The 11,924-nt window shown below is 55.3% G+C and carries 12 protein-coding genes and 1 pseudogene; 4 read left to right on the top strand and 9 right to left on the bottom strand.

Annotated features, from left to right (window positions below):
- Positions 1-90 precede the first annotated feature (90 nt).
- From N5C09_RS08155 to N5C09_RS08165, 3 genes are all read left to right on the top strand, one after another.
- Complete coding sequence (locus tag N5C09_RS08155; protein ID WP_193035346.1) at positions 91-1,017, top strand: Kdo(2)-lipid IV(A) acyltransferase; 927 nt, start codon at positions 91-93, stop codon at positions 1,015-1,017.
- Between the two features lie 140 nt (positions 1,018-1,157).
- Positions 1,158-2,393 (top strand): multidrug efflux MFS transporter MdtG, encoded by a 1,236-nt coding sequence (mdtG, locus tag N5C09_RS08160; protein WP_064910749.1) that lies wholly within the window; start codon positions 1,158-1,160, stop codon positions 2,391-2,393.
- Between the two features lie 79 nt (positions 2,394-2,472).
- On the top strand, positions 2,473-2,847 hold the full coding sequence (locus N5C09_RS08165; RefSeq protein ID WP_107535100.1) for a MysB family protein: 375 nt from the start codon (positions 2,473-2,475) through the stop codon (positions 2,845-2,847).
- A gap of 7 nt (positions 2,848-2,854) precedes the next feature.
- Here the strand turns inward: N5C09_RS08165 and N5C09_RS08170 are convergent, their stop codons facing one another.
- The 3 genes from N5C09_RS08170 to mdoG form a co-directional block, all read right to left on the bottom strand.
- On the bottom strand, positions 2,855-3,082 hold the full coding sequence (locus N5C09_RS08170) for a YceK/YidQ family lipoprotein (protein ID WP_063866343.1): 228 nt from the start codon (positions 3,080-3,082) through the stop codon (positions 2,855-2,857).
- 84 nt (positions 3,083-3,166) lie between these two features.
- Positions 3,167-5,695, bottom strand: a complete 2,529-nt coding sequence (mdoH, locus tag N5C09_RS08175; RefSeq protein WP_279748824.1) for a glucans biosynthesis glucosyltransferase MdoH — start codon at positions 5,693-5,695, stop codon at positions 3,167-3,169.
- Complete coding sequence (mdoG, locus tag N5C09_RS08180; RefSeq protein ID WP_063866342.1) at positions 5,688-7,241, bottom strand: glucans biosynthesis protein MdoG; 1,554 nt, start codon at positions 7,239-7,241, stop codon at positions 5,688-5,690. Before mdoG ends, mdoH begins: the two co-directional genes overlap by 8 nt.
- Before the next feature lie 255 nt (positions 7,242-7,496).
- Between mdoG and mdoC the strand changes: the two genes are divergently transcribed.
- On the top strand, positions 7,497-8,636 hold the full coding sequence (gene mdoC / locus N5C09_RS08185; protein ID WP_279748825.1) for a glucans biosynthesis protein MdoC: 1,140 nt from the start codon (positions 7,497-7,499) through the stop codon (positions 8,634-8,636).
- Between the two features lie 41 nt (positions 8,637-8,677).
- On the opposite strand, the gene ymdB is transcribed toward mdoC, so the two are convergent.
- The 6 genes and pseudogenes from ymdB to N5C09_RS08215 form a co-directional block, all read right to left on the bottom strand.
- Positions 8,678-9,214, bottom strand: a complete 537-nt coding sequence (ymdB, locus tag N5C09_RS08190) for an O-acetyl-ADP-ribose deacetylase (RefSeq protein WP_279748826.1) — start codon at positions 9,212-9,214, stop codon at positions 8,678-8,680.
- Between the two features lie 80 nt (positions 9,215-9,294).
- Complete coding sequence (locus N5C09_RS08195) at positions 9,295-9,615, bottom strand: type 1 fimbrial protein (protein WP_063449096.1); 321 nt, start codon at positions 9,613-9,615, stop codon at positions 9,295-9,297.
- 160 nt (positions 9,616-9,775) lie between these two features.
- A pseudogene (locus tag N5C09_RS08200) lies at positions 9,776-9,940 on the bottom strand (curli assembly protein CsgC); the annotation flags it as partial.
- A gap of 70 nt (positions 9,941-10,010) precedes the next feature.
- On the bottom strand, positions 10,011-10,493 hold the full coding sequence (locus tag N5C09_RS08205; protein ID WP_279748827.1) for a DUF1097 domain-containing protein: 483 nt from the start codon (positions 10,491-10,493) through the stop codon (positions 10,011-10,013).
- A gap of 96 nt (positions 10,494-10,589) precedes the next feature.
- Complete coding sequence (locus tag N5C09_RS08210; protein ID WP_279748828.1) at positions 10,590-11,144, bottom strand: molecular chaperone; 555 nt, start codon at positions 11,142-11,144, stop codon at positions 10,590-10,592.
- Positions 11,145-11,163: 19 nt separating this feature from the next.
- Complete coding sequence (locus N5C09_RS08215) at positions 11,164-11,901, bottom strand: phosphatase (protein ID WP_063866337.1); 738 nt, start codon at positions 11,899-11,901, stop codon at positions 11,164-11,166.
- Between the last annotated feature and the right edge of the window lie 23 nt (positions 11,902-11,924).

Below are 11,924 nucleotides of genomic sequence, written 5' to 3' on the forward strand. Positions count from 1 at the left end.
AGACTCTTTCATGTTTCGATGACAGATATTTTGGCTATCCATTAAAAAATGAGACAATAGCCCTTCAGGACGTAAGAACACAGGACAGACATGACCCAGTTACCGAAATTTACTGCCGCGCTTTTGCACCCCCGCTATTGGTTAACCTGGTCAGGGATTGGCTTGTTGTGGCTCATTGTACAGCTGCCTTATCCGATCATTTTCCGCATGGGTAAAGGACTGGGCCGCATTGCTCAACAGTTTATGAAGCGTCGCGCCAGGATCGCGTATCGCAACCTTGAGCTTTGCTTTCCTCAGATGAGTGAATCTGAGCGCCACGACAGGGTGGTGAAAAACTTCGAATCGGTCGGTATGGGGCTGATGGAGACCGGCATGGCCTGGTTCTGGTCGGATAAGCGCATGGCGCGCTGGACGGAAGTGGCCGGCACCGGCATGGATCCCGTGCATCATCTCCAGGCCAACCAGACTGGCGTCCTGCTGATTGGCGTTCATTTCCTGACCCTCGAAATTGGCGCACGCATGTTCGGTATGCAGGCGCCAGGTATTGGCGTTTATCGTCCTAACGACAATCCGGTGATCGATTTGATCCAGACCAACGGACGCATGCGCTCCAACAAAAGCATGATCGACCGCAAAGATCTGAAGGGAATGATCCGCGCCCTGAAATCAGGTGAAGTGGTCTGGTATGCACCGGATCATGACTACGGCCCGCAATCCAGCGTGTTTGTCCCGTTTTTTGCAGTGGAGGAGGCCGCGACGACCACCGGGACCTGGATGCTGGCGCGGATGTCCAAAGCCGCTATCGTGCCGTTTGTGCCGCGCCGTAAGCCGGACGGTTCAGGCTATCAGCTCATCATGCTGGAGCCGGAACTCGCTCCGCCGCTCGACGACGCAGAAACCACCGCGCGCTGGATGAACGGCATTGTCGAAAAATGCATTATGCTCGCCCCGGAGCAGTACATGTGGCTGCATCGCCGTTTCAAAACCCGGCCTCAGGGCGTCCCTTCTCGTTATTAATCGGCATGCGGCCTTCCGGGTCGCATGTTGTTTTAGCTTTAAAAGCTCCCGTCATTGCGGCAATCATAACCCTGGCGCATAATTAGCAGGCTTATTACCTCACTGGTCACGGTGCCCTGCACCCCATAATGCGGATAGTTATGTCCCCCTCAGATGCTCCCATAAACTGGAAACGTAACCTGACGGTTGCGTGGCTGGGCTGTTTTCTTACCGGCGCCGCCTTCAGCCTGGTTATGCCCTTCCTGCCACTTTACGTTGAACAGCTCGGCGTGACCGGCCACAGCGCGCTGAATATGTGGTCCGGGCTGGTGTTCAGCATTACGTTCCTGTTCTCCGCCATTGCGTCGCCGTTCTGGGGTGGCCTGGCCGATCGTAAAGGCCGCAAAATCATGCTGCTGCGCTCCGCGCTCGGGATGGCAATCATTATGCTGCTGATGGGCGTGGCGCAGAACGTCTGGCAGTTCCTGATATTACGCGCGCTCCTGGGCCTGCTCGGAGGGTTTATCCCGAATGCTAACGCCCTGATTGCCACCCAAATCCCGCGCCAGAAAAGCGGCTGGGCGTTGGGTACGCTTTCCACTGGCGGCGTAAGCGGCGCGCTGCTGGGTCCGCTGGCAGGCGGGCTGCTGGCCGACCACTACGGACTGCGGCCTGTCTTCTTCATTACCGCCAGCGTGTTGTTCCTCTGCTTCCTCGTGACGCTTATCTGCATCCGCGAGAATTTCACCCCCGTGGCCAAAAAAGAGATGCTGCACGCCCGTGATGTGCTGGCCTCGCTGAAAAACCCAAAGCTGGTGCTGAGCCTGTTTGTAACCACCATGATTATCCAGGTGGCTACCGGTTCCATTGCGCCTATTTTGACGCTTTATGTGCGCGATCTGGCCGGAAACGTCGGAAACATTGCCTTTATCAGCGGACTGATCGCCTCCGTGCCCGGCGTGGCCGCGCTACTGAGCGCGCCGCGGCTCGGCAAGCTCGGAGACCGCATCGGCCCGGAGAAGATCCTCATCTGCGCCCTGATCGTCTCCGTTCTGCTGCTTATCCCCATGTCGATGGTGCAATCGCCGTGGCAACTCGGGGTGCTGCGCTTCCTGCTGGGGGCTGCGGATGGCGCGTTGCTCCCGGCGGTGCAGACGCTGCTGGTTTATAACTCCACCAACCAGATTGCCGGGCGTATCTTTAGCTACAACCAGTCGTTTCGCGATCTGGGTAACGTCACCGGGCCGCTGGTCGGGGCGGGGGTTTCGGCCAGTTTTGGTTTCCGGGCCGTTTTTATCGTGACGGCAGGCGTCGTGCTGTTCAACGCCGTCTATTCCTGGCTCAGCTTGTCCCGGGCGCTACGCCCGGCGCGCATAACACAACATCGTGACGGCTAATTTTCTTATTCATACTTGCAAAATCATATAATCAGCTATTCTTTCCCTGAATACCTTCACGAAAAACAGGGAGACACTAATGACCATGTACGCCACGCTGGAAGAAGCAATTGATGCCGCTCGCGAAGAATTCCTCGCCGATAATCCCGGCATTGAGGAAGAAGATGCTGACGTGCAACAACTCAATATCCAAAAATATGTCCTACAGGACGGCGATATTATGTGGCAGGCCGAGTTCTTTGCTGATGAAGGTGAAGACGGAGAATGTCTGCCGATGCTGAGTGGTGAAGGTGCGCAGGCCGTATTCGACGGCGACTATGACGAAATTGAGTTACGTCAGGAGTGGCTTGAAGAAAATACGCTGCACGAATGGGACGAAGGTGAGTTTCAGCTCGAACCGCCGCTGGATACGGAAGAAGGTCAGGCCGCCGCGGATGAATGGGACGAGCGTTAAGCTCCCGCTACTCGTACGGGCCGTGGCTGGCATCGATGGGCAGCAATAGCGTATCGAAAATCAGCGAAAACGGCAGATCGAGCACGGTGAGATAGCGCCACGCGGAATCGCGCACATCCCACTGTACGCCGGGATAGTACTGATTTCCGTGGCCCTGTCCGGGGATGGTGCGGCTGATAATGCTGCCGCAGCCGCTGAGCAGGCATGCCATCATCACGACAATGAATATTCTCATGAGTAACCTCTAAAAAAATACCGGCGATTAAGCCGGTATTTTATTTGGCGGGTGGCACTTCGCTTAACCGCCCTACTTAACAACTTATTTCGACTTCAGCGCCAGCGGGTTCAGCTTCACGTCCTTATAGTAGTTCACCCACGAAGAGTATCTCTCCGGCGCGGACCACACGCGGTAGTGAAGCCTTGCCATCGTCACCGGATCGCTCAGCAGCACCAGACGACGATCGCGGTTAAGCTTTTCTGGCGTCTCGTTCAGCGCCTGCTCAACGTGGCGATCGCGGGCGATCTCCAGCACCTGGCTGGCGCGGTGACGCGCGGTCGCCATTGCGGTTGCCAGGGCGTTGAATGACGGGTTGAACACGGCGTGCATAAAGCCATCATCCAGCGTGCGTTTGCGGTTCTGCTCCAGGTAGGTATCGGTATCCACCAGCACCTGCGGCGGAGAATACTCTTCCGGGATCAGGAACAGCTTCCAGCGTTTGGTACGCAGGCCCACCGTCGAACGGCTGGAGATCACCGACACAAACGGCGACAGGATCAGCGAGAAGACGATTGGCGCAAGCCAGAACAGGAAACGCAGATCCAGCCAGGCCATCCCGACAGCCCACACCAGCCCCAGCAGCAGCTGAGAGCCGTGGCGCATAAAGGCTTCACTCCACGGCGTGGAGTCATCGTCACGCTGCGGTGAATTCCACACCACTTCCCATCCCAGGAACGCGCTCACCACGAATACCGTGTGGAACAGCATACGCACCGGTGCCAGCAGGACCGAGAACAGCACTTCCAGCAGCAGTGAAAGGGTTACGCGGCAGAAACCACCGTACTCCTTCGAACCTTTACACCAGATCAGAACGATACTGAGCAGCTTCGGCAGGAACAGCAGCACCATGGTCGACGCGAACAGCGCAATCGCCAGCTCCGGACGCCACTGCGGCCACACCGGGAACAGCTGGCGCGGTTGCAGGAAGTACTGCGGCTCCGTCAGGGCATGCACGACCTGCAACGCGGTCGAGAGCGCGAGGAACATAAACCACAGCGGTGCAGAGAGATAGGACATCACGCCCGTCAGGAACACCGCCCGGTGAACAGGGTGCATCCCCTTCACCAGGAACAGGCGGAAGTTCATCAGGTTACCGTGACACCAGCGGCGGTCACGCTTGAGCTCATCCAGCAGGTTCGGCGGCAGTTCTTCATACGAGCCCGGCAGATCGTAGGCAATCCAGACGCCCCACCCTGCACGGCGCATCAGCGCGGCTTCCACAAAGTCATGCGACAGAATGGACCCGGCAAATGACCCTTCACCCGGCAGCGGCGCCAGCGCACAGTGCTCGATGAACGGCTTCACGCGGATAATGGCGTTGTGGCCCCAGTAGTGAGACTCGCCCAGCTGCCAGAAGTGCAGGCCAGCGGTAAACAGCGGCCCGTAGACGCGGGTCGCAAACTGCTGGCAGCGCGCATACAGCGTGTCCATACCAGAGGCTTTTGGCGAAGACTGAATGATACCCGCGTTTGGGTTAGCTTCCATCAGACGCACCAGACCGCTCAGGCAATCGCCGCTCATGACGGAGTCTGCATCCAGTACCACCATATAGCTGTACTGGTTACCCCAACGACGACAGAAGTCATCAATGTTCCCGCTTTTACGCTTCACGCGACGACGACGACGACGGTAGAAGATCTGTCCTTCGCCCTGCACTTCGGCAATCAGCTCCATCCAGGCTTTTTGCTCTGCCACGCAGATATCCGGGTTGTAGCTGTCGCTCAGGATGTAGACGTCGAAATGCGCCGCGTTACCGGTCGCCTTCACGGACTCCCAGGTTGCACGCAGCCCTGCGAATACGCGGTCAACGTCTTCGTTACAGATAGGCATGATCAGCGCGGTACGGTGCTCAGGATTCAGGGGTTCATCCCCGACCGTTGACGCGGAAATGCTGTATTTGTCACGTCCCATCAGCAGTTGCAGGAAGCCCATCAGCGCGGTCCAGAACCCGGCGGAGACCCAGCAGAACAGCACGGCGAACAGCAGAAGGATGCCGCTCTGTAAAATGTACGGCAGCAGCTGCATGAAGGAGACCCAGATATCCTGGCCAATCATGTCAGCAGGGTTTATCAGCGCCCAGCCCTGGTACGGCAGAATGGTTTTCATGTACCAGGTGGCAACGACCGTTTGCGCCAGCGTCAGCAGCAGCAGAATGTAACGACGAATCGTTCCCACGGTACGCCATTTCTGCTCGGACGCCTGCTGTTCTTTGGTCAGACGCGACAGATAGCGCGGCGTTACGTCACGCCCACGCAGGCGATCCCAGAAGCGGCCCACCGGATTGGTGCGCCACGGGTCGGGGAACATAGAGGAACGCGTGGCCTTCGGCATTGCCTGTAGCTGGTCACGCCCTTCGTCATCCTTGATCAACTGCCCTTCAGCCAGCGAGTCCGGCCATGCCTGCTCCAGACGTGCCTTCACTGACCCCAGCGGCGTATCATCATCACGGGAAAAGTGACGGCGTTCACCATCCAGCGCGGTGTGAACCGCGCGGATGTCGCTCGCAGGGAGTGCCGCTTTTTCAATGTCCGTCAGCGGCATGGCATCAATATATTCAGATGTATTATTCATTGGCAGGTAGCTGATAGCTCCAGGTTTCACTCAGCGGCTTATCGTTACTGACCAGCGCGGCGCGCATTTCAGTGGTCTGTTTCGGATCTTTCACCTTCACGCGCAGGGTCAAACGCCACCCTTTGGTCACCGGATTGTAGCGCACGGCGTTCTCAACGATTTCACCGTTATCGCCAATGCTCGCCTGTGACGTCACGGCAGTATCCGGCGCCAGTTTTTTCATATCCTGCCCGGTGAAGTCCACGATAAACGCCAGCGTGCCATCCGGCTGACGAATCAGGTTGGACTGCTTCACGTCACCCGTCGAACGACGCGTCTGCATCACGTACGCGTTATCCGGCGCGTGCAGTTTGTCTTCGTCACGGCTGAAGGTGATCGCATACTTGAAGTTCATCTCTTTACCGGCTTCCGGCAGCTGATCCGGTGTCCAGTACGCCACGATGTTGTCGTTGGTTTCATCGTTGGTTGGAATTTCAACCAGCTCAACCTTGCCTTTACCCCAGTCGCCTTTCGGCGTAACCCAGGCGCTTGGGCGCAGATCGTAGCGGTCATCCAGATCTTCAAAGCGGGAGAACTGACGGCCGCGTTGCAGCAGACCAAAGCCTTGCGGATTTTCCATCGCAAAGCTGCTGACCGCGAGGTGTTTCGGGTTGTTCAGCGGACGCCAGATCCACTCGCCGTTACCGGCATGGATGGAGAGGCCATTAGAGTCATGCAGTTGAGGACGGAAGTTGGTTGCCGGAGACGGCTGATTCGGCCCAAACAGGAACATACTGGTCAGCGGCGCAACGCCCAGCTTGCCCACTTTATCGCGCAGGTAAACTTTAGACTGCACGTCAACCACCGTGTCACGCCCAGGCATGATCACGAAGCGATAAGCGCCGGTCGCACGAGGGGAGTCCAGCAGCGCATAAATTGTCAGACGTTTGTCGGTTGGTTTTGGACGTTCGATCCAGAACTCGCGAAAACGAGGGAATTCTTCACCTGATGGCAGCGCGGTATCAATCGCCAGACCGCGCGCAGAAAGCCCGTACACCTGCCCCGCGCCAATCACGCGGAAGTAGCTGGCGCCAAGCATGCTGACGATTTCGTCGTTTTTATCTTTGCTGTTAATCGGATAAAGCACCTTGAAGCCTGCGAAGCCGAGGTCTTTCACCGTGTCTTTATCGTGTTGCACATCGCCAAAATTGAAATAATCCGGGCTGTACTTGATTTTGCGTACCGCGGTCGCCGTCACTTCATTGATGGCAACCGGCGTGTCGAAGTACATACCCTGGTGGTAAAATTCAAGCTTGAACGGGGTTTTAATATTGTTCCAGTACGCTTTATCGTGATTGAACTGGATCTGCTGATAGTCCGCGTATTTCATGTCGCGGAAAACGGAGGGCAGGTTACTTTTTGGCGCTTCATAGCTCTTGCCCGCCATCGATTTTGCCTGTTTTGCGACATCATCGATGTTAAAGGCCAGTGCAGATGAGGTATACAGTGACAACAGCACTGCAACACCCAACCAACGCATTTTCATCATTTGTGGTTTATGTTTCATAATAAGTAAGCACTTCCCCCTTTGTGTGCTTATATCGATCCGATCCATTTTAATGGAAACTCAGGCAATCCGACAACATTATCACTGCTTTGTTCAGCTCGCTGGCTCATGGATTAAGCAAATGAAAGAACCCGCTTTTCACTTTGCGTGCTTATCCTGGAGACAGGGTGTCGGTCTTGGTGTAGGGTTGGCTCCGAATGTAACCATTATGAGCCTTAGGGATAAGGCGAAAAGTCTGAGAATGCGCAAAGTTATATGAGCACAACCCCTGTACAACGTGAATATTTCCTCGACTCGATCCGCGCATGGCTCATGCTATTGGGGATCCCTTTTCATATTTCACTGATTTATTCCAGCCACACCTGGCACGTGAACAGTCAGATGCCTTCCTGGTGGCTTACGCTGTTTAATGATTTTATTCATGCCTTCCGCATGCAGGTGTTTTTTGTCATTTCTGGATATTTCTCCTACATGCTCTTTTTGCGCTATCCCCTGAAGCGTTGGTGGAAAGTGCGCGTGGAGCGCGTGGGCATACCGATGTTAACGGCCATCCCGCTGCTGACGCTGCCGCAGTTCATTATGTTGCAGTATGTTAAAGGCAAGACGGAAACCTGGTCGAATCTCTCCCTCTATGAGAAATACAACACCCTGGCCTGGGAGCTGATTTCCCACCTCTGGTTCCTGCTGGTTCTGGTGGTGTTAACCACGGTGAGCTTGCTGATCTTCAGCCGGCTGCGCCGGCGCGCGAGCTCAACATCCTCTGCCTTTTTCGCCAACATCACTCTGGGCAAGCTGTCGCTGCTGTTTCTTGCGCTGGGGATTGCGTATGCCGCCGTCAGGCGTACCCTGTTCGTTGTCTATCCCCCTGTTCTGAGCGATGGGCTGTTTAATTTCGTGGTGATGCAGACGCTGTTCTACATTCCTTTCTTCCTGATTGGCGCGCTGGCGTTTATTCATCCGCGGCTTAAAGCGCTGTTTACCACCCCCTCCCCCTGGTGTGCAGTGGGTGCTGCGCTGGCCTTTGCAGCCTATCTTCTCAATCAGCGCTACGGCAGCGGGGACGCGTGGATGTATGAAACCGAGAGCGTGATAACGATGCTGATGGGCCTGTGGATGGTGAACGTGGTGTTCGCGCTGGGCCATCGGCTTCTGAATTTTAAATCCAGCCGCGTAACCTATTTCGTTAATGCTTCGCTGTTTATCTACCTGGTTCACCATCCGCTGACGCTGTTTTTCGGGGCATACATTACGCCACATATTGCCTCGAATGCGCTGGGCTTCTTCACCGGTCTGGTCTTTGTGGTTGGCATTGCCATCGTGCTGTATGAAATCCACCTGCGGATCCCGCTTTTGCGTTTCCTGTTTTCAGGCAAACCTCAGGTTAAAGCGGGATAACAAAACGGCGCCATCAGGGCGCCGTTTTTGCATCTCAGACATCAAAATAGCTGGCTGCGCTCGGTCAAAATCCGTTGATACAGGTCGGCGGTGTGCTCATCGAAACAGACAAAAATAACTTTTTCCGGCATGGGCTTAAGGGAAAGGTAGTGATAAACGGTATTCACGGCGATCGTTGCTGCCGCTTCCTTTGGATAACCGTAAACCCCCGTGCTGATGGCGGGAAACGCCATGGTCTTATAACCGTTATCGGCCGCAAGCCGCAGGCAGTTACGATACGCCTGCTCCAGAATCTCAGCTTCATGATGGTCGCCGCCGTGCCAGACGGGGCCAACGGTATGGATCACCGCTTTGGCCGGGAGATCCCCCCCCAGCGTAATGACGGCATGCCCCGGCGGGCACTCTCCCTGCTGCTGGCGCACGGTTTTGCATGCTTCCAGAAGCTGTGGGCCTGCGGCCCGGTGAATAGCGCCGTCCACTCCCCCTCCGCCCAGCAATGAGGAATTGGCTGCGTTGACGATCACGTCAACGTGCACCGTCGTGATATCGCCATGAATAACGTCGATTTGCGGTCTCATAAACACCCTCTGCAACCCGCCCTTTTCTTAAGTGTATCGCAGAGGGAGAGGGAGAAAAACCGTCGTGAAAGATACGACTGCTAGCGGTAGTCCACCTGAACAACCGCGAGCGTTTTCTCTTCATTCAGGTATTTCATGGTGACAGCGGCCAAATTTGAATGAGGATGATGTCCCCGGAGCGCCTCGTCATAACTGATGGTATGCGTTTTCATGCGGTTATTTTCCGGGCAGGAAATCGCAAACTGCTGATGCTGAGGAGCGACTTCGCACGGATCGGCCACCACCGCGCCACGAAAATGAATAACCCCACCATTTTCAATGGTTGCGGAATAAGCCGGAGAAAAAAAAGAGGACAGGATCAGTCCCAGACCAGAAATAATACACGCTGCGGATTTGAACATTATTTGTACTCCTCAATGAAATTCGTCCATGAGGGGTAAAAACGCTCCGTTATGACCTGTGAAGTATCAATTCAAGCAACCCGATTACCGGGTTCTTGATATCAGCATAGCTTACCTGCGCAGCGCCGCCACTTTAATAAATGATTGATTTCATGAATGATTAAAGCGTACTGGCCGGTGCATTCCACTGCTGCGATAAATGGAGCGAATTTTCATCAGAAACGGTGACAATCATTTTTACCGTATCCCCTGAGTAAATATTTACACCGATCCGCGTTAAATCAATCGGCTGATTAACGGGTATAAGAAGGGTATTTTTCTGCCGCGCCGCCGCCGAACTGTTTTACGTTGATCGACAGTGCAACAAAAAGGCGAGATTTCCGTCTCGCCTTTTTTTATTTACTTACCGCCGGAACGTTCTGGCTCTTCTCGCGTCGGGCTGCCAGCCAGAGGCCGCTGTTCTTCATGGCATAGCCAAACAGTAAACCCAGCATGAGTGAAGGAACCACCAGCTTCCAGTCCCCCTGCCCTGCAAAGGTCGCGCAGGCGCCCATGAACGTGCCGGGCACAAAGGACAACAGCAGATGTTTTGCCTGAACGCACATCAGGAAGGCCACAATACCGGTCATGACGTAACCCAGGATTTCCATATGCGGTGCCAGCGCGCTGCCTTTCATGATGACCAGCGCCCAGACCACGCCACTTAGCAACGTGCAGCCTGAAATAAACAGCCCTTTGAGACCCCCCTGCGGGCAGGCGAAGTAGGCCGTGCAGCCAAGGAAACCGGCCCAGCTCAACAAACCGAGCGACACCGCCACCCAACCCCAGAGGCCGGAAAGGATGCCAGTCGTGATTGCAATACAAAGTAATATATTCATGGTGCGCATCTTAGCAGATGCGCACCCGGGAAATGAGATCGGAAGCACATTACGTGCAAGTTGAAATGTATCGTTGCAGAATTTTTGTGATCTAAATCACTCTTCGTTCTCTTCTTCCAGCTCATCCCACATGGCAGCGATAGCGTCACGCGTCAGCGGAGCCAGCGTTCTCCAGAATGGTGACGTAGCGTGCGCTTCCACTTTGCCCAGGAAGGTTCCAACCCACGGCAGGAGATACGTTTCGAACAGAGTTTCAATCGCCTCGTTCTCATCGTCACCTGCATTATCTTCAATCCAGGAGGCCGCCAGCAGCAGCGTACCGATATGATCGGCTGGCATATTCGTCAGCGGCATACCGCGTTCTGAGAGAAATGCCCGCACTTCCGCTTCGGTTGCCCCTTCCTGCCAGGCAGAACGATACGGTGACACGCGACACTCTTCTCCCACGAACAGCGCGTTGTAATCGGTGGAAATCTGCTGCATATCGCAGCTTTTTTGCAAGCGTTCAAGCAGCTCATCCTGTTCCAGCGGCCAGTTCTGCGCCAGCTTACCTTCACGGATCAGGGTAAACAGCGGAACCAGAAGCGGATCCTGCGGCTGGCGGTAATATAAGGTGCCCAGCACGCGGCAAAGGATGGAAAACTCATTCATGTTTTTATTCCATTAGTCATTAAAGATCGGCAAATTCATCAATCGGCGCCATGCCGCGCGACTCAAGGAAGTCGAGCATACGACGCGGCGTGACGTTCAGGATGCGTTCTTCCGGGAAATCCACATCCTGCAATATTTTCAGGCATTCGCTGAAATCACCCAGCGTAAATGCCGTGTGAGAATCAGAGCCCAGCGCCACCATTCCGCCCGCGTCACGCACGGCAGCCGCCACGTCGCGACAGTTGGCTTCACTGCCCTTACGCGAGTGAACGAACGAAGAGTTGTTGATCTCCAGCGCCACGCGGTGCTTCGCCGCCGCCTGCGCCACGGCCTGAATATCAATCGGGTATTTAGGGTTGCCCGGGTGGCTGATAATGTGCACGTTGCCGCTGGCGATGGTGGCAATCATCGCTGCGGTGTTGGTCTCTTTATCCTGCGGCGCAAAAACCGGCTCATGGAAACCGGCGAGGATCAGATCTAACGAGGTCAGCATCGGGCCGGTGCAGTCAATTTCACCGTCGGTATTTTTGATGTTCGCTTCGATGCCGCGCAGTATCCCGATGCCGTCCACCAGACGTGGCCAGATACGCATATTCACAAAATGCCAGTAGTGCGGCGCATCCGCCATATCCGGGCCGTGATCGGTGATCGCAAACAGTTTGATGCCTTTCAGCTTCGCCTGAGCGATATAATCATGGAGGTTACTGTAAGCGTGAGTACTGGCGACGGTGTGCATATGCAGGTCAACGGGATACATCTTTCTCTCCTCTGCGGTTTTTC

The sequence above is a fragment of the Enterobacter sp. GD03975 genome, assembly GCF_029838645.1.
GTDB classification, from domain to species: domain Bacteria; phylum Pseudomonadota; class Gammaproteobacteria; order Enterobacterales; family Enterobacteriaceae; genus Enterobacter; species Enterobacter quasihormaechei.